General features: G+C 70.1%; 13 protein-coding genes. 10 read left to right on the top strand and 3 right to left on the bottom strand.

Annotation, left to right across the window (positions count from 1 at the left end):
* Positions 1 to 80 precede the first annotated feature (80 nt).
* The 10 genes from tesB to AC1RU4_RS16505 all read left to right on the top strand — a co-directional run bounded on the left by tesB (position 81) and on the right by AC1RU4_RS16505 (position 14,222).
* On the top strand, positions 81 to 980 hold the full coding sequence (gene tesB / locus AC1RU4_RS16550) for an acyl-CoA thioesterase II (RefSeq protein ID WP_492892207.1): 900 nt from the start codon (positions 81 to 83) through the stop codon (positions 978 to 980).
* A gap of 306 nt (positions 981 to 1,286) precedes the next feature.
* Positions 1,287 to 1,625, top strand: a complete 339-nt coding sequence (locus AC1RU4_RS16545; RefSeq protein WP_213361593.1) for a P-II family nitrogen regulator — start codon at positions 1,287 to 1,289, stop codon at positions 1,623 to 1,625.
* A 47-nt stretch (positions 1,626 to 1,672) separates the two neighbouring features.
* Entirely contained in the window at positions 1,673 to 3,028 is a 1,356-nt protein-coding gene (locus AC1RU4_RS16540) for an ammonium transporter (RefSeq protein WP_492892206.1), read from the top strand.
* A gap of 578 nt (positions 3,029 to 3,606) precedes the next feature.
* Positions 3,607 to 4,854, top strand: a complete 1,248-nt coding sequence (locus AC1RU4_RS16535; protein WP_492892240.1) for an aminotransferase class I/II-fold pyridoxal phosphate-dependent enzyme — start codon at positions 3,607 to 3,609, stop codon at positions 4,852 to 4,854.
* 182 nt (positions 4,855 to 5,036) lie between these two features.
* Positions 5,037 to 7,556: an FtsK/SpoIIIE family DNA translocase gene (locus AC1RU4_RS16530; protein ID WP_492892239.1), complete on the top strand. Its 2,520-nt coding sequence runs from the start codon at positions 5,037 to 5,039 to the stop codon at positions 7,554 to 7,556.
* A 186-nt stretch (positions 7,557 to 7,742) separates the two neighbouring features.
* Positions 7,743 to 8,480 carry a LolA family protein gene (locus AC1RU4_RS16525; RefSeq protein WP_492892205.1) on the top strand — a complete coding sequence of 246 codons (738 nt, stop codon included), beginning with the start codon at positions 7,743 to 7,745 and terminating at the stop codon, positions 8,478 to 8,480.
* A 194-nt stretch (positions 8,481 to 8,674) separates the two neighbouring features.
* The gene (locus AC1RU4_RS16520; protein ID WP_492892204.1) at positions 8,675 to 9,493 is read left to right on the top strand and encodes an exodeoxyribonuclease III; all 819 of its coding nucleotides are present in this window, start codon (positions 8,675 to 8,677) and stop codon (positions 9,491 to 9,493) included.
* A gap of 248 nt (positions 9,494 to 9,741) precedes the next feature.
* Positions 9,742 to 9,954 carry an LPS translocon maturation chaperone LptM gene (gene lptM / locus AC1RU4_RS16515; RefSeq protein WP_492892203.1) on the top strand — a complete coding sequence of 71 codons (213 nt, stop codon included), beginning with the start codon at positions 9,742 to 9,744 and terminating at the stop codon, positions 9,952 to 9,954.
* Positions 9,955 to 9,985: 31 nt separating this feature from the next.
* Positions 9,986 to 11,254 carry a diaminopimelate decarboxylase gene (lysA, locus tag AC1RU4_RS16510; RefSeq protein WP_492892202.1) on the top strand — a complete coding sequence of 423 codons (1,269 nt, stop codon included), beginning with the start codon at positions 9,986 to 9,988 and terminating at the stop codon, positions 11,252 to 11,254.
* Positions 11,255 to 11,435: 181 nt separating this feature from the next.
* Positions 11,436 to 14,222, top strand: coding sequence for a TIGR02302 family protein (locus tag AC1RU4_RS16505; RefSeq protein ID WP_492892201.1), 2,787 nt, complete (start codon positions 11,436 to 11,438; stop codon positions 14,220 to 14,222).
* Between the two features lie 82 nt (positions 14,223 to 14,304).
* On the opposite strand, the gene AC1RU4_RS16500 is transcribed toward AC1RU4_RS16505, so the two are convergent.
* The 3 genes from AC1RU4_RS16500 to AC1RU4_RS16490 form a co-directional block, all read right to left on the bottom strand.
* Positions 14,305 to 15,342, bottom strand: a complete 1,038-nt coding sequence (locus AC1RU4_RS16500) for a trans-3-hydroxy-L-proline dehydratase (protein WP_492892200.1) — start codon at positions 15,340 to 15,342, stop codon at positions 14,305 to 14,307.
* A 142-nt stretch (positions 15,343 to 15,484) separates the two neighbouring features.
* Positions 15,485 to 16,585: a cis-3-hydroxy-L-proline dehydratase gene (locus tag AC1RU4_RS16495; RefSeq protein WP_492892199.1), complete on the bottom strand. Its 1,101-nt coding sequence runs from the start codon at positions 16,583 to 16,585 to the stop codon at positions 15,485 to 15,487.
* Between the two features lie 39 nt (positions 16,586 to 16,624).
* Entirely contained in the window at positions 16,625 to 17,626 is a 1,002-nt protein-coding gene (locus tag AC1RU4_RS16490; protein ID WP_492892198.1) for a 4-hydroxyproline epimerase, read from the bottom strand.
* Positions 17,627 to 17,628: the final 2 nt, after the last annotated feature.

Raw genomic sequence — 17,628 nt, 5'->3', positions numbered from 1 at the left:
CTGTACCGCCGGCATCTTATGCCTTAGCTACCGGGGAGAGAACACCGCTGCCAACCGGAACATCGGGCGTGGAGCCGGACATGTCGACCATCGCCGAACTCGTCGGGCTGCTCGATCTCGAAGTGCTGGAGGTCAACCTGTTCCGCGGGCGGAACCCGCCGGAATCCTGGCCGTTCCGCACGCGGGTGTTCGGCGGGCAGGTGCTGGCGCAGGCGCTGGTGGCGGCGCAGCGCACGGTGGAGACCGCCGTCGCCCATTCGATGCACGCCTATTTCATACTCGCCGGCGACCCGCAGGCGCCCATCGTCTACCAGGTGGAGCGGGTGCGCGACGGACGCAGCTTCGCCACCCGCCGGGTGTCGGCGGTGCAGCACGGTCGGCCGATCTTCATCATGTCGGTGTCGTTCCACCAGCCGGAGGACGGGCTCGACCACCAGATGGCGATGCCCGAGGACGTGCCGCCGCCCGAGGACGTGCCGGCGCCGCGCGACCTGCCGGCCGACCTGCTCGATTCGCTGCCCGCCTCGGTGCGCGGCTACTGGACGCGGCCGCGGCCGGTGGAGTTGCGGCCGGTGAACCTGCTGCAGCGCCTGCGCGGCGGCGACCGGGCGCCGCCCGCCGAGCCGCAACAGATGGTGTGGTTCCGCGCCGACGGCACCCTGCCGGACGAGCCGGCGCTGCACCGGGCGGTGCTGGCCTATGCGTCCGACATGACGCTGCTGGAAACCACCACCGTGGTGCACGGCACCAGCGTGCTCGGCGACCGCATCCAGGCGGCCAGCCTCGACCACGCCCTGTGGCTGCATCGCCCGCTCAGGGTCGACGATTGGCTGCTTTATGTGCAGGACAGCCCCAGCGCAGCCGGTGCGCGAGGCCTGGCACGCGGACTGATCTACGACCGGGCGGGACGATTGGTCGCATCGGTGGCGCAGGAGGGTTTGATCCGCCCGATGGCGCCCTCCCCGCCTTCCCTAGGGTAATATGCTCATTTTTCACGCATAGACTGCCGAATATTTGGCGCCTCCTGGCCTGCCCAGGCGAGGCAGGTTAAGAATTGAGCAGCGCCACAGGGTCGCCACAATGCCGTTTCGGGCGGCGCGTGGGGAACACGGGGCCGCGCGCAGGGTCGAAAGCGGCGCAAAGGCGCGCCGGTACTCGGTTGGCACGCGACTTGATTCCTGTCCGCTGGCTTGTCCGAAGGGTTGGGAAAACCCGCCTGGCCGAGTCCGACATGAAACGCCCGGGATCCGCGTGTTGCGATCCGGGGCCAAGCGGGGACAGGAACCATGAAGATCGTCATGGCTATCATCAAGCCTTTCAAGCTTGAGGAAGTCCGGGATGCGCTCACCGGTATCGGAGTGCACGGACTGACCGTTACGGAGGTCAAGGGTTACGGCCGTCAGAAAGGCCATACCGAGATCTACCGCGGCGCCGAATATGCGGTGAGCTTCCTGCCGAAGCTCAAGATCGAGGTCGCGGTCGCCGCCGACCAGGTCGCGAAGGTCATCGACGCCATCTCGACCTCGGCCAAGACCGGCCAGATCGGCGACGGCAAGATCTTCGTCTACGCGATCGACCAGGCCGTGCGCATCCGCACCGGCGAGACCGACGCCGACGCGCTCTGAGCGCCTTTGATCCCGACATCATTCGATTCCGACGGAGCACTCAACCCATGACGATCAAGAACTGGATGCGCGCGGGACTTCCCGTGCTGGGGACGACGGCGCTGCTCGCAGCCGCCGCGTTTGCCCAAGACGCGGCGGCGCCCGCCGCTCCTGCGGCCGAGGCGGTAGTCGCCACCGTGAACAAGGGCGACACCACCTGGATGATGATCTCCACCGTCCTGGTGCTGTTCATGACCGTGCCCGGCCTGGCGCTGTTCTATGGCGGCCTCGTGCGCGCCAAGAACATGCTGTCGGTGCTGATGCAGGTCACGGTCATCGCCGCGGTGATGATGCTGCTGTGGGTGTTCTACGGCTACTCGCTCGCCTTCACCGAGGGCAACGCCTTCATCGGCGGCTTCTCCAAGGCCTTCCTCGCCGGCGTCACGCCGGACAGCACCGCGGCGACCTTCTCGAAGGGCGTCGAGATCCCCGAATATGTGTTCATGGCCTTCCAGATGACCTTCTCGGCCATCACCCCGGCCCTGATCATCGGCGCCTTCGCCGAGCGCATGAAATTCTCGGCCATCGTGCTGTTCTGCATCCTGTGGGTGACGCTGGTCTATTACCCGATCGCCCACATGGTGTGGTTCTCGGAAGGCTACCTGTTCACCCTGGGCGCGCTCGACTTCGCCGGCGGCACCGTGGTGCACATCAATGCCGGTATCGCCGGCCTCGTGGGCTGCCTGCTCGTCGGCAAGCGCACCGGCTTCGGCAAGGAGCTGATGCCTCCCCACTCGCTGCCCTTCGCCATGGTCGGCGCCAGCGTCCTGTGGGTCGGCTGGTTCGGCTTCAACGCCGGCTCCAACCTCGAGGCCAACGGCGCCACCACCCTGGCGCTGGTGAACACCTTCGTCGCCACCGCCGGCGCCATCGTCGGCTGGACGATCATCGAATGGCTCGCCAAGGGCAAGCCCTCCATGCTGGGCGCCGTCTCCGGCATGGTCGCCGGCCTCGTCGCGATCACCCCGGCCGCCGGCCTTGCCGGCCCGATCGGCGCGATCGTGCTGGGCTTCGTCGCCTCCATCGTCTGCTTCTTCTTCGTCACCACCGTGAAGAACGCGCTCGGCTATGACGACAGCCTGGACGTGTTCGGCGTCCACGGCATCGGCGGCATCATCGGCGCCATCGGCACCGGCATCGTGGTCGCCCCCTCGCTCGGCGGTCCCGGCATCGCCGATTACGACATGGGCCACCAGGTGTGGGTGCAGATCCAGGCGGTCGCCACCACCATCGTGTGGTGCGGCGTGGTCTCGGCGATCCTCTACAAGATCGTCGACGTCATCGTCGGCCTGCGTCCGTCGGTGGAGAAGGAGCGCGAAGGCCTCGACATCGTCGAGCACGGCGAGCGCGCCTACCACAGCTGATCGGCTCAAGGAGCCCGGCGCGGCATCCCCGCGCCGCCAGCCTTCCACGCAGCCTCCCGCTGCCTTTCGACCCCGGCTTCGGCCGGGGTCTTTTTATAGGACGGCCGCGCCGCTGCGGTCGCGGGATCTCGCCCGCGCGTATGCGACGCGTCCCTTCCATCGCGTCGGCATCTCCTGCCACGGCAAACGGCCCGGACACGACGCGCGGCCCGGATCGGCGGCATCGAAGGCACCCGCCCGACCCGCCGCACCCACACGCCGCCAATGTTCCGCATGGCCGCATCGCGATCCCGCCAACTCGGCCCGGAGCCGGCGCGGAGAGCGCCCGAGGCGCGGCCCGGAGCGGCGTCCCGCCACCGGATATCGCCGCCGGGCGATTCGCGCGCAACGCGTCGACGCCCGCACGAAGCCACCCCGACCGGCGCCCCCGATCGGCGCTTCTGGGCACGGCGCGGACGGCCCGGCGCCCTCCATCGAGGCTTGCGCGGCGGCGGCCTTCCTGTCGTCATGGTTAAGGGCGCCTTTACCGCGCCGCGCTATTCTAACGCGCTAACCATGATGGACGAGACGTGACCCCCGTGCCCGCCCCGCAGCCGAATCCCGCCACCCGAACCCCGCCGGCCGTGCCGGATCCGGGGCCCGCCGCGCGTTCGCCCTTCATCCGCCTCAACGAGCTGCTGGCCGGCATCGAGCCCGGCAAGCCGGCGCTGAGCCTCGCCGTCGGCGAGCCGCGCCATGCCATTCCCGCCTTTGTCGGCGAGGTGCTCGCCGCCCATCTCGACGGCTTCGGCCGCTACCCCGCCGGCAAGGGGCTGCCGGAATTCCGCGCCGCCGCCGCCGACTGGTGCGGCCGCCGCTATCGCCTGCCGCGCCCGCTCGACGCGGAACGCGAGGTGCTGGTGCTGAACGGCTCGCGCGAAGGGCTGTTCCTCGCCGCCATCCTCGCCCGGCGGCTGGTCTCGCCGGCAAAGGCGAAAGCGATCGCGGATGCCGGGCCGGCGATCCTGCTGCCCAATCCGTTCTACGCCGCCTATGGCGCCGGCGCCGAGGCGGCCGGCTGCGAGAGCGTGCCGCTGCCCCTGCCCGCCTCCGGCGGCTGGCTGCCGGACCTCGACGCGCTGGACGTCCCGCTGCTCGACCGCACCGTGGCGCTGTATTTCGCCTCGCCGGCCAATCCGCAGGGCACCATCGCCCCGCGCGCCTATCTCGAGCGGCTGGTCGGGATCGCCCGCGCCCACGAGATCCTCGTCTTCGCCGACGAATGCTATTCGGAGATCTGGCTCGGGGACGCGCCGCCGACCGGCATCCTCGAAGTCGCCGGGCCGGACTATGAAGGCGTGGTGACGTTCAATTCGCTGTCGAAGCGCTCCAGCCTGCCGGGGCTGCGCTGCGGCTTCTGCGCCGGCGATGCGCGCTTCACGGCCGCCTTCGGGGACCTGCGCAACGTGGCGGCGCCGCAGGTGCCGGAGCCGTTGCAGCATGTCGGCATCGCCGCGCTGGCCGACGAGGCGCATGTCGAGGCGAGCCGCGACCTGTATCGTGCCAAGTTCGACATCGCCGACGCGGTGTTCGCCGGCCGCTTCGGCTATGAGCGGCCGGATGGCGGCTTCTTCCTGTGGCTCGACGTCTCCGGCGTCGGCGGCGGGGAAGAGGCGGCGCGGCGGCTGTGGCGGCGCGAGGGATTGCGCACCGTGCCCGGCGGCTATCTGTGCCGCTCGGATGCGCAGGGACGCAATCCCGGCGCGGACTATCTGCGCCTCGCATTGGTGCAGGACCTCGCCACCACGCGGGCGGCGCTGCCGCGCGTGGTGGCCGGATTGAGCTGAGCCGGACCTCTCAAGGCCGGCAGGATCGAGGCGGGATGATGGGCGGGCAGACACAGTCGACAGGCCGGACGCCACGCACGCGGCAGGGGCAGCCTCGCGCCGCCGGACCCATGGCCGCGCCCTCGAAACCGACCGTCAAGTCCGCCGGCAAATCCGCCGCGACGCTGCGGGCCGGAACGCCGATGCGCGGACGCGGCGCCCGGCGCCGGCTGCTGCCGGAGGAAATGCGCAACCTGCTGCGGCGCCGCCTCGCCGAGCTGGTCGGGCTGGCGCTGCTCGGCCTGTGCGGGCTGATGATGGCGGCGCTGGCGAGCTGGTCGGCCAATGATCCGAGCCTCAGCCGCTCCAGCGCCGCCGAGCCGCACAACCTGCTCGGCCTGCCGGGCGCGGTGGTCGCCGACCTGATGATGCAGCTGTTCGGCATTGCCTGCCTCGCGGTGGTGCTGCCGGTCGGCGTCTGGGGCTGGCGGCTGATGACCCATCGCCGGACGCGCCGGATGAAGGCGCGCCTGCTGGCGCTCGCCGCCGGCACCGCCTTCGCGGCGGGATTTGCCGCCTGCCTGCCGCGCTTCGGCACCTGGCCGCTGCCGAGCGGGCTCGGCGGCGTGCTGGGCGAGGCGATGCTGATCCCGCCCTCGCTGCTGCGCGCCGGCTGGCTGACCTCCTTCGACTATGCGGTCGCCGGGGCGCTGTGCCTGTTCGGCGCGGTGCTGACGCTGCCGCTGGCCTTCGGCCTCGGGCTGAAACGCGACGAGGACGAGGCGGAGGACGACGAGGACGTGCCGTTCGAGGAGGACGAGCCGGCGCGGTTCGGCCTCGTCTCCATCGGCGCGCTCACCCATTGGCTGCTGACGCTGAGGGCGTGGGTGCTGCCGGGGCGCAACCCCTATCCCCGACGCCGTCGCGGCTTCATGGCCCGGCTGTCGTCGCTGTTCGGCCTCTCGGAGGAGGAAGACACGCTGCCGCGCGGCCCCCGCCGCGAGCCGAACTTCCACAGCGGCGAGGAGGACCCGGACGAGCGCGGCTGGGACGGCGAGGAAAGCGACGAGGCCGGCTTCCTCGAGGCGCCGGACGACATGCCCCCGCCCTCGCCGGTGCCGGAGAAGACCCGCACCGGCCGGCGCCCGCCCCTGCGCTCGATCCGCGGCGGCCGCGCCGAACGCGAGGAGGAGCAGCGCCGCTACGCGAATCCCGGCCTCGACCTGCTGGCGCCGGCGCCGCCGCGCAGCATGCCGGCCCTCTCCGACGAGATGCTGGACCAGAACGCCCGCGACCTCGAAAGCGTGCTCGACGATTTCGGCGTGCGCGGCGCCATCGTCAATGCCCGCCCCGGCCCGGTGGTGACGCTGTACGAGCTGGAGCCGGCGCCCGGCATCAAGTCGAGCCGCGTCATCGGCCTCGCCGACGACATCGCCCGCTCGATGAGCGCGATCTCGGCCCGCGTGGCGGTGATTCCCGGCAAGAACGCCATCGGCATCGAGCTGCCAAATCCCCGGCGCGACAAGGTGCTGCTGCGCGAGATCATCGCCGCCAAGGATTTCGGCGAGGCGGCGCACAAGCTGGCGCTGGCGCTCGGCAAGACCATCGGCGGCGAGCCGGTGATCGTCGACCTCGCCCGCATGCCGCATCTGCTGGTCGCCGGCACCACCGGCTCCGGCAAGTCGGTCGCCATCAACACCATGATCATGTCGCTGCTGTACCGCCACCGGCCGGACCAGTGCCGGCTGATCATGATCGACCCCAAGATGCTGGAGCTCTCCGTCTATGACGGCATCCCGCATCTGCTCTCTCCGGTCGTCACCGACCCGAAGAAGGCGGTGATCGCCCTGAAATGGGCGGTGCGCGAGATGGAGGAGCGCTACAAGAAGATGTCGAAGGTCGGCGTGCGCAACATTGACGGCTTCAATGCCCGCATCGCCGAGGCGCAGGCCAAGGGCGAGACCATCACCCGCACCGTGCAGACCGGCTTCGACCGCGAGACCGGCGAGGCGATCTACGAGCGCGAGGAGATGGAGCTGGCGCCGCTGCCCTACATCGTCATCGTGGTGGACGAGATGGCCGACCTGATGATGGTGGCCGGCAAGGACATCGAGGGCGCCATCCAGCGCCTGGCGCAGATGGCCCGCGCCGCCGGCATCCACCTGATCATGGCGACGCAGCGTCCCTCGGTGGACGTGATCACCGGCACCATCAAGGCGAATTTCCCCACCCGCATCTCGTTCCAGGTGACCTCGAAGATCGATTCGAGGACCATCCTCGGCGAGATGGGCGCCGAGCAGCTGCTGGGCCAGGGCGACATGCTGTACATGGCCGGCGGCGGGCGGATTTCCCGCGTGCACGGCCCGTTCGTCTCCGACCAGGAGGTCGAGCGCGTCGTCGAGCACCTGAAGACGCAGGGACGGCCGGACTATCTCGACGCGGTGACCGCCGACGAGGAGGAAGACGGCGCCGGCGCGGACGGGGCGGTGTTCGACAAGGGCGCGTTCGGCGGCGAGGGCGGCGGCCTCTACGAGCAGGCGGTGGCGGTGGTGATGCGCGACCGCAAGGCCTCGACGAGCTACATCCAGCGCCGGCTGCAGATCGGCTACAACCGCGCCGCCTCGATCATGGAGCGGATGGAGAAGGAAGGCCTGGTCAGCGCCGCCAACCATGCCGGCAAGCGCGAGATCCTGGTGGAACCGGAAGATATCGAGATGGATTGAGGCGGAAGCCGCGCGCGTGGGTCGGCGCAAGCCGGACGAGGGTGCCCGATGACGCAGCGGCTGCCGCCATTTGCGCTTGAGGGCGAGCCGGGCGACAGGCCTTATCCTCGCCACAGGCGCGGCCTACCGCCTATATTCATCGACCGACGCCCTGCTCCCGCGCCGCGCGCGCCCGACGAGAATGCCATGCCCGCCTCCCTCATGCGCCTCTTCATGCCCGCGTCCGTTATCGCCTCCCTGCCCGCCGCCTGCATCGGCCTCGCGCTCCTCGCCGCGCCGGCGCTCGCGCAGCAATCGGGCGTGCCGCTGCCGCCGTCGGCGCCGCAATCCGTCGCCCCGGGTCAGCAGCAGGCCGCGGTCGCCGGCGCCCCGGTGCAGTTCGCCGCCGCCTCCGGCCAGAAGGCCGCGGCGGTGACGATCCAGCGCATCAACGACTATTTCAACAGCTTCAAGACCATGACCGGCGACTTCGTGCAGGTCGACCCGGACGGCACCCGCCGGCAGGGCGAGTTCTATATCCTCAAGCCCGGCCGGGTGCTGTTCGAATACGACCCGCCGAGCCGCATCCAGCTGGTCGCCGACGGCCGCTCGGTCGCCGTGATCGACAAGAAGCTGAAGACGCAGGACATTTCCCCGCTCTCGGCGACGCCGCTGCGCTTCCTGCTGTCGGAGAATTTCGACCTCGCCCGCAACGCCAACGTCACCGGCGTCTACCAGGACGACCTGTTCGCCACCGTGGTGATCGAGGAGAAGCAGCCCATGGTCGGCACCTACCGGCTGATGATCATGTTCGACGCCAAGACCATGCAGCTCAAGCAATGGACGGTCACCGACCCGCAGGGCTTCGACACCACGGTCGCGGTGTCCAACCTCAACACCGCCGAAAAGCCGGACCCGATGATGTTCGTCATCAACCGGAATTGACCGGTCATCGTCCGCCGCGGCCGAGGACGGCGACGTTTGCGGCGTGAAGGCGGACGGGCACCGGCCTCCTCTCGGGATCGAGGCGCATTCTCCGGCCGTCGCTCTCTTCATCCGCGCGCGCTTGCTTGATAGACAGGGCTCCATCCCCTCGTCGCGCATCCGAGCCGACGTCGTTCTTGCAAGGTGCCCCGCCCGTGCCGCTTTCCATCGCCACCTGGAACATCAATTCGGTGCGCCTGCGCATCGAGCTCGTCGCCCGGCTCGCCGCCGAACTGCAGCCGGACGTCATCTGCCTCCAGGAGACCAAGACGCCGGACGACCGCTTCCCGCTGAAGGAGGCGGCGCGGTTCGGCTATCCGCACGCGGCGATCAGCGGCCAGAAGGGCTATCATGGCGTCGCCATCCTCTCGAAGCGCCCGTTCGAGAGCGAGAGCCGGCAGGGCTTCTGCGACATCGGCGACGCCCGCCACATCAGCGTGGTGCTGGGCGCGCAGGCCGGGCTGTCGGCACCGCTGACGGTGCACAATTTCTACATCCCGGCCGGCGGCGACATCCCCGACCCGGCGGCCAACCCGAAATCCAAGCACAAGCTCGATTTCCTCGACGAGGCCACCGCCTGGGAGATGCTGCACCCGACGGCGCCGGGCGAGCGCTCGGTACTGGTCGGCGACCTCAACATCGCGCCGCTGGAGACCGACGTGTGGAGCCACAAGCAGCTCCTCGACGTGGTCAGCCATACGCCGATCGAGGTGGAGCGGCTGGGCAGGCTGCAGGCGGCCGGCGGCTGGGTCGACGTGATGCGCCGCTTCGTGCCGCCGGAGGAGAAGCTCTATACGTGGTGGAGCTACCGCGCCGCCGACTGGTCAGCCTCCAACAAGGGCCGCCGGCTCGACCATGTCTGGGCGAGCCAGGCGCTGGCGCCGCAGGCGACCGCGATGACGGTGCTGCGCGATGCCCGCGGCTGGGAGCGGCCGTCCGACCACATCCCGGTCATGGTGACCTTCGACGCGTGAGGGCGACGGGGCTGTGGAGAGCGTCGACGTCCTTCGAGGCCCGGCTGCGCCGGGCACCTCAGGATGACGGGGATCCATCAAGCACCATCGTCATGCCTTGGTGCGAGCGCCGGCGAGCCTCGAGGCACGCAGGGCCTCATTGAAGCGGCCTTTCCGACGACGCTGCACGCAGCCCTTTCGTCGGCCTCGCCTTTCGCCGATTCGTCGCTATAGTTCGCTCGACTTTTCCCTGCTGCCGAGGAAGCTCCGTGCCCCGTCCGAACCGTCGCCGCCCGCTCCGCCTCGCCCCCGCCCTGCTCGCGCTCGGCGTCGCGCTCGCGCTGGCGGGCTGCGGCGTCAAAGGCCCGCTGGAGCCGCCGCCGGGCACGCCGATGGGCACGCCCGGACCCGACGGCAAGATGCCGAAGGACACCGGCCCGGTGAAACCGGACAAGCCCTTCATCCTCGACGGCCTTCTCTGACGCTTCGGTCCTGCCAACCCTCGGCCTTGCAATGCATCATTTCGCCTATCGCGACGGCGTCCTCCACGCGGAGGACGTCAGTCTCGCCGACATCGCCCGCGAGGTCGGCACGCCGTTCTACGCCTATTCGACGGCGACGCTAGAGCGGCACTACAGGGTGTTCGCCGAGGCCTTCGCCGACACGCGGGCGACGGTGTGCTACGCGCTGAAGGCCAATTCCAACCAGGCGGTGATCCGCACGCTGGCCAGGCTCGGCGCCGGCGCCGACATCGTCTCGGGCGGCGAGCTGAAGCGTGCGCTGGCGGCCGGGATCGAGCCGCACAAGATCGTGTTCTCCGGCGTCGGCAAGACCCGCGAGGAAATGGCGGCGGCGCTCGACGCCGGCATCATGTGCTTCAATGTCGAGAGCGAGCCGGAACTGCTGACGCTCTCCGAGGTGGCGGTGAGCCACGGCGTCGCCGCGCCGGTATCGATCCGCGTCAACCCGGATGTCGACGCCAGGACCCACGCCAAGATCTCCACCGGCAAGTCGGAGAACAAGTTCGGCATCCCGGTCTCGCGCGCCCGCGAGGTGTACCGGCACGCCGCCGGCCTGCCGGGCATCCGCATCACCGGCGTCGACATGCATATCGGCAGCCAGATCACCGATCTCACGCCGTTCGACAACGCCACCGCGCTGATCGCCGAGCTGGCGCGCGAATTGATGGCGGACGGGCATCCGCTCACCCATCTCGACCTCGGCGGCGGGCTGGGCGTGCCCTATGTCGCCGGCGAGCCCGACCCGCCGCTGCCCTCCGCCTATGCGGCGCTGGTGAAGCGGCACACCCATAATCTCGGCCTCGGCCTCGTCTTCGAGGTCGGGCGGCTGATCGTCGCCAATGCCGGCGTGCTGGTCTCCCGCGTGCTCTATGTGAAGCAGGGCGAGGGCAAGACCTTCGTCATCGTCGACGCGGCGATGAACGACCTGATCCGCCCGACGCTGTATGACGCTCATCACGAAATTTTGCCCGTGCGCGAAGCCGGCCCCGGCAGCGGCGGGATGGTGGCCGACGTGGTGGGGCCGGTGTGCGAATCCGGCGATTTCCTGGCGCTGGGGCGGCGGCTGCCGGGGCTGAAATCCGGCGACCTGATCGCGGTGATGACGGCGGGCGCCTATGGCGCGGTGCAGGCCACCACCTACAATACCAGGCCGCTGATCCCCGAGGTTCTGGTGCGCGACGGCGACTACGCCGTGGTGCGCCCGCGCCTCGACGCCGAGGCGCTGATCGCCCTCGACCGGGTGCCCGGCTGGCTCGGCTGAGCCGGCCGCGACGCCACATTGTCCCCTGGCCTCCCCGCTCCACGACCTCACGCCGTGATGAACGGATAGGCACGCCTGTTTTTGCGGCGGGGGTAGCGCCCGACGACATGCGTGTTAAGCTGACCCTGGGGCGTGTCGAAGGGGCTGGTGTGCAGGGCTCGTGCATTGGAGGCTTGAGCGCGTGACGGCGACACCGGATGGACAATCGGAACCGACGGGCGGCGAGACGGCTCGCGAGCCCGCGGTGGTGAACGCCGAGGCGCGCCTCGGCCTCGCCCTGCGCCGCGCCGGTGCGGCGCTGATGTGGGAGCGGGTCTGGCCGGCGCTGGCGACCGTGCTGGGCGCCGCCGGCATCTTCCTCATCGCCTCCTGGCTCGGCCTGTGGCTGATGCTGCCGACCTATGGGCGCGTCATCGGGCTGATTCTCTTCGCCCTCCTGTTCGCCGCCGCCTTGCTGCCGGCGCTGCGTATCCGCCGTCCTTCCGACGACGAGGCGCTGGCGCGGCTCGACCGCACCAGCGGCGCGGCGCATCGGCCGGCCACCGCGCTCGCCGACCATCTCGCCTCCCGTCCCGACGACCCGGTCGCCGCCGCACTGTGGCGGGCGCATCTCACCCGCGTCGCCACCCAGCTCGGCGCGCTCCGGGCTGGGTTCCCGGCGCCGCGCCTCGCCGCGCGCGACCCGCGGGCCTTCCGCGCCCTGGTGCTGCTGGGGGTGATCGCCAGCTTCTTCATGGTGCCCGGCGACCATCTGCGCCGCATCGGCGCCGCCTTCGACTGGCATATGGCGAGCCCGCCCCAGCCCTATCGCATCGATGCCTGGGTCAACCCGCCGACCTATACCGGCCGCCCGCCGGTGATCCTGCCGGGGCTGCGCTCCGAGGAAAGCCGCGACACCGCGGCCGCCGCCGAGGAGCCGGCGACCCATACCGCCTCGGCGCTCAGCGTGCCGGTGGGCAGCGAGCTGGTGGTGCGGGTGACCGGACTGGAAGGCTCGCCGCTCGCGGTTTCCGGCGGCATTACGCCGCCCGAGCCCGAGGCGGAGGCCGCCGATGCCAAGGCTGAAGCTGACGCCAAGGCTGAAGGCGCCAAGCCGGCGCCTCCGGTCGAGGCCGCTGCGGACGCCAGGCGCGCGGCCGGCGAGCAGCGTTTCGTCATCGCCGCCGACGGCTCGGCGCGGATCGAGGGGCCGGACGGGCGCAGCCTGACCTGGCAGTTCACCGTGGTGCCGGACAGGCCGCCGACCATCGCCTTCGCCAAGGAGCCGGGCGCCTCGGGCCGCACCGGCCTCGTGCTCGCCTACAAGGTGGAAGACGATTATGGCGTCGTGGGCGCGCAGGCGAAGTTCACCGCCGTGCCAGCGCCGGCATCGCTGTTCGCGCTGAAGAACGCGCCGCCGAAGCCGGCGGCCCGCCCGCTGGTGGCGGCGCCCGACTTCCCGCTGCCGCTGCCCGGCGGCAGGGCGAAGTCCGGCAACGGCCAGACCACCAAGGACCTCACCGAGAGCCCCTGGGCCGGCGCTAGGGTGATGCTGACGCTGGTCGCCCGCGACGATGCCGGCAATGTCGGCTCGACGACGCCGAAGAGCCTCGTTCTGCCCGCCCGCGCGTTCAATAACCCGCTCGCCCGCGCGCTGGTCGAGGAACGGCGCGTGCTCGCCTTCGACGCCCATGAGCGCGAGCGCGTCGCCGCAGCGCTGGAGGCGCTGTCGATCGCGCCGGAGCGCTTCACGCCGGACCCGGCGCATTATCTCGGCCTGCGCACCGCGTTCTGGCGGCTGGACGCGGCGCGCAGCGACGACGATCTGCGCGGGGTGGTCGACTATCTCTGGGAGGTCGCGGTCCGCATCGAGGACGGCGACATGTCCGATGTCGAGAAGAAGCTGCGCGACGCCCAGCAGGCGCTGCAGGACGCGCTGGAGAACGGGGCGAGCGACCAGGAGATCCAGAAGCTGGCGCAGGAACTGCGCAAGGCGATGGAAGACTTCATGAAGGCGCTCGCCCAGCAGGCGCAGCAGAATGGCGACCAGGCCAACGCCCCGCCGGACCCGAACACCCGCACGGTCCGCCCGCAGGACCTGCAGAACATGCTCGACCGCATCGAGCAGATGGCGCGCAACGGCGCCCGCGATGCCGCCCGCCAGATGCTGAGCGAATTGCAGGACATGCTGAACGGGTTGCAGGCCGGCCGCCAGCAGCAGCGCCGGCAGGGCCAGAGCCAGATGTCGCAGGCCATGGACCAGCTCGGCGACATGATCCGCCGCCAGCAGAAGCTGCGCGACCAGACCTTCCGCCAGGGCCGCGACCAGCAGGGTCAGCAAGGCCAGCAGGGACAGAACGGGCAACAGGGGCAGCAAGGCCAGCAGGGCGAGCAAGGCGAGCAGGACCAGGCCTTCGGCGATCTGAAGCAGAACCAGGAACAGCTGCGCGACCAGTTGCGCCAGCTGCGCGACAAGCTGCAGCAGGCGATGCGCAATCGCGGGCAGCAGGGACAACAAGGCCAGCAGGGCCAGAACGGGCAGCAGCCCGGCCAGCAGGGGCAGCAGGGACAGGGCGAGCAGGGACAGGGAGGCCCCGGCGACGGCGGCCTCGGCGAGGCCGAGCAGGCGATGCGCGAGGCTGAGCAGGCGCTGGGCGAAGGCGACGGCACCGGCGCGGTGGACGCGCAGAGCGAAGCCTTGCAGGCGCTGCGCAAGGGCGCGCAGCAGATGGCCGAGGCGATGCAGCAGCAGCAAGGCCCGGATGGCGGGCCGGGCTCGCCCTCCGGCCAGCAGGCGGAGCGCACCGATCCGCTCGGCCGGCCGCTGCGCTCGCGCGACTATGGCGACGACACCACGGTGAAGGTGCCGGACGAGATGGACGTGCAGCGCGCCCGCCGGGTGCTGGAGGAACTGCGCCGCCGCTTCGGCGATCCGCAGCGCCCGCAAATCGAGCTCGACTACCTGGAGCGGCTGCTGCGCGACTTCTGATGCTCACGCGGCGGAGCGAGGCGGCGCGTTGCCGAGCGGCGGCGCACCATCCCTCGCCGCCGCTCCTCGGCCGGACGAAAGCCTAGTCCTGCTGCCAGAGCGGCCAGGTATCGGTGAGCCGGTAGCCGGTCGGCCAGGGGTCCTGCGGGTCGAGCATCAGCTGCGAGGTGCCGGTGATCCAGGCGCGGCCCATGATCGACGGCACGATGGCCGGCCGCCCGCCGATCGTCGTCGCCGCCTCGATGCGGCAGTCGAAGCGCGAGCCGATGATCGAGCGGCCGATGAACGGATCGCCCACCTTCAGCACTCCCTTGGCGTGCAGCACCGCCAGCCGCGCCGAGCATCCGGTGCCGGTCGGCGAGCGGTCGATCTTGCCGGGGCGGATCGCCACCGCATTGGCGCCCGAGGCGACGCCGTCCTCATCGGTGAGCGGCGCGGCGAACTGGCAGAAGGAGATATGGTCCCAGTCGGCATTCTCCGGGTGGCGGAAGCCGAGCTGGGCATTCGCCGCCTTGACGATCTTCATCCCGGTCTCGGCGAGGTCCTTCGCTTCGTCCGGGCGGATGGAAAAGCCGAGCGCGTGGGCGTCGACGATGGCGAAGCTGTCGCCGCCATAGGCGGTGTCGACGGTCAGCGTGCCGAGTCCCTCCACCTCCAGCCTGGCGTCGAGACGGTCGGCGAAGGAGGGATGGTTCACCACCTTGATGCGCTCGGCCTTGCCATCGCGGCAATAGGCGGTGGCCTCGATCAGGCCGCCCGGCGCCTCCAGCACCATGCGGGTTTCGGCGCCGGCGATCGGCACGATGCCGCTGTCGATCAGCACCGTGGCGACGCAGATCGAGTTGGAGCCGGACATGGGCGGCGTGTCCTCCGGCTCCATGATGATGAAGCCGGCCACCGCGCGCGGGTCCTTCGGCGGCACCAGCAGGTTCACATGGCGGAACACGCCGCCGCGGGGCTCCTGCAGCACGAAGTTGCGCAGGGTGTTGTCGGCTGCGATGAAGCGCGACTGCGCCCACAGCGTTTCACCGGGCGGCGGGGCGACCCCGCCGACGATGACGTCGCCGACCTCGCCTTCCGCATGGCAGCCGACGACATGGACGATCTTGGTGGAGCGCATGGGACCTCCCTTAATGGGCAGAGCGTCATCCTGAGGTGCGAGCGCAGCGAGCCTCGAAGGATGCGGAAGCAGAAGGCGGTCGCCCGGGATGGCATCCTTCGAGGCCAGGCTGACGCCCGGCGCCTCTGGATGACGTTGTCCGTCACACCACCAGCACCGGCGCGCCGAGCGCCTCGAAGACCGGCGTGATGCCGAGGCCGGGTGTGTCGGGAGCGGTCATGAAGCCGTCCACCCGCCTGGGCGCGCCCTCGGCGATGTCGACGGTGCCGTAGCTGTTGAAGTCGGTGGCGGAGAAGCAGAACTCCTCCGGCGTCGAGCGGGCGAGATGGGCGATGGTCGCGGTGACGATGTCGCCGCCCCAGGTGTCCTCGATGGTCATCGGCGTGCCGGAGGCAACGCAGATGTCGCGCATCAGCCGCGCCTTGGTGAGGCCGCCGACCTTGGAGATCTTCAGGTTGATGATGTCCATGGCGTCGTCGGCCAGCGCCTTCAACAGCGTGGGAACGCCGTCGATCACCTCGTCGAGCACGAAGGGGCGCGCGGTGCGCCGGCGCACCGAGACGCATTCCTCATAGGTCGGGCAGGGCTGCTCGATATAGACGTCGAGATCGGCCACCGATGCGGCGATGCGCGCCGCCTCCGCCCGCGTCCAGCCGGTATTGGCGTCGGCGACCAGGATGTCGCCGGCATCGAGGATGTTGCGGGTGACGCGGATGCGGTCGATGTCCTGGTCGGCATCGCCGCCGACCTTGAGCTGGAACTTGGTGTAGCCCTGCGCCTTGTAGCCGGCGATCTTGGCGGCCATCGCCTCCGGCGCCTCCTGCGAGATGGCGCGGTAGAGTGCCACCTTCTCCTGTGCAGCGCCGCCGAGCAGCTTGTAGACCGGCAGGCCGGTCGCCTTGCCGAGAATGTCCCAGCAGGCGATGTCGATCGGCGCCTTCACGTAGGGATGGCCGCGCAGCACCGAATCCATGTGGCGGTTCAGCACGTTGAGGTCGGTCGGGTCGAGGCCGATCACCTTCGGCGCCAGCTCGGCCAGCCCGGCGCGCACGCCGGCCGCATAGGCCGGCAGATAGGCCGAGCCGAGCGGGCAGCACTCGGCATAGCCGGTGATGCCGGCATCGGTCTCCACCGCCACCACGGTGGAATCGAACACCTCGACGAAATTGCCGTTCGACCAGTTGTAGCGGCCCTCCTTCAGCGGGAGGTCGACCTGCCAGGCCTTGATGCCGGTGATTTTCATGGAATGCGCGCTCCGGGCGGGGTCGGATGACGAAAAGGTTCAGGTGACGATGAAGCCGTGGGCGAAGGGGTCGCGGTCGTCGATGAAGATGGTGTTGTAGCCGGTCATCCGCGCCCAGCCGCCGATCGAGGGGATGATGCCGTCCCGGTCGCCGACCCGGGCCGCCGCCTCGACCCGGCCCTTGAACAGCGAGCCGATGATGCTCTCATGCACGAAGTCGTCGCCGACCTTCAGCCGCCCGAGCGCGGCGAGCTGCGCCATGCGCGCCGAGGTGCCGGTGCCGCAGGGCGAGCGGTCGATGGCCTTGTCGCCGTAGAACACCGCGTTGCGGGCATGCGCCTCGGGATGGCGGGCCGCACCGGTCCACAGGATGTGCGACAGGCCGCGGATTTCCGGCTTCTCGGGGTGGACAAACTCGTATTTGGCGTTCAGCGCCGCCCGCAGGCCGGGGCTCATGCGCACGAGGTCGCCGGCGGTGAAGTCCGCCATGTCGCGATAGGCCTTCTGCGGCTCGACGATGGCGTAGAAATTGCCGCCATAGGCGACATCGACCACTACCTCGCCGAGGCCGGGGCATTCGGCGGTCAGGCCTTGCGAATGCAGGAAGCCGGGCACGTTGGTGAGGCGCACCTCCTCGACATATTGCCCCTCCTGCCGGTATTCGGCGACGACGAGGCCGGCCGGGGTGTCGAGCCTGAGAACGCCCGGCGTCTTCGGCTGGACCAACCCGTGCTCGATGGCCATGGTCACGGTGCCGATGGTGCCGTGGCCGCACATGGCGAGGCAGCCCGAGGTCTCGATGAACAGGATGGCGACGTCGCAATCCGGCCGCGTCGGCGGGTAGAGGATCGAGCCGGACATCATGTCGTGGCCGCGCGGCTCGAACATCAGCCCTTTGCGGATCCAGTCATACTCGGCGAGGAAATGCGCCCGCTTCTCGATCATGGTGGCGCCGACGAGGTTCGGGCCGCCGCCGGCCACCAGCCGCACCGGGTTGCCGCAGGTGTGGCCGTCTATGCAGAAGAAGCTGTGTCGCGCCATGG

The sequence above is a fragment of the Ancylobacter sp. GW821-FHT10E12 genome, assembly GCF_058809335.1.
This window is presented reverse-complemented; position numbering and strand designations above follow the sequence as displayed.

Excerpts from the sequence above, each read along its gene's own strand:
- tesB (WP_492892207.1), top strand. The coding sequence starts at position 81 with ATGTCGACCATCGCCGAACTCGTCGGGCTGCTCGATCTCGAAGTGCTG.
- AC1RU4_RS16545 (WP_213361593.1), top strand. The coding sequence starts at position 1,287 with ATGAAGATCGTCATGGCTATCATCAAGCCTTTCAAGCTTGAGGAAGTC.
- AC1RU4_RS16540 (WP_492892206.1), top strand. The coding sequence starts at position 1,673 with ATGACGATCAAGAACTGGATGCGCGCGGGACTTCCCGTGCTGGGGACG.
- AC1RU4_RS16530 (WP_492892239.1), top strand. The coding sequence starts at position 5,037 with ATGCGCGGACGCGGCGCCCGGCGCCGGCTGCTGCCGGAGGAAATGCGC.
- AC1RU4_RS16525 (WP_492892205.1), top strand. The coding sequence starts at position 7,743 with ATGCCCGCCTCCCTCATGCGCCTCTTCATGCCCGCGTCCGTTATCGCC.
- lysA (WP_492892202.1), top strand. The coding sequence starts at position 9,986 with ATGCATCATTTCGCCTATCGCGACGGCGTCCTCCACGCGGAGGACGTC.
- AC1RU4_RS16500 (WP_492892200.1), bottom strand. The coding sequence starts at position 15,342 with ATGCGCTCCACCAAGATCGTCCATGTCGTCGGCTGCCATGCGGAAGGC.
- AC1RU4_RS16495 (WP_492892199.1), bottom strand. The coding sequence starts at position 16,585 with ATGAAAATCACCGGCATCAAGGCCTGGCAGGTCGACCTCCCGCTGAAG.
- AC1RU4_RS16490 (WP_492892198.1), bottom strand. The coding sequence starts at position 17,626 with ATGGCGCGACACAGCTTCTTCTGCATAGACGGCCACACCTGCGGCAAC.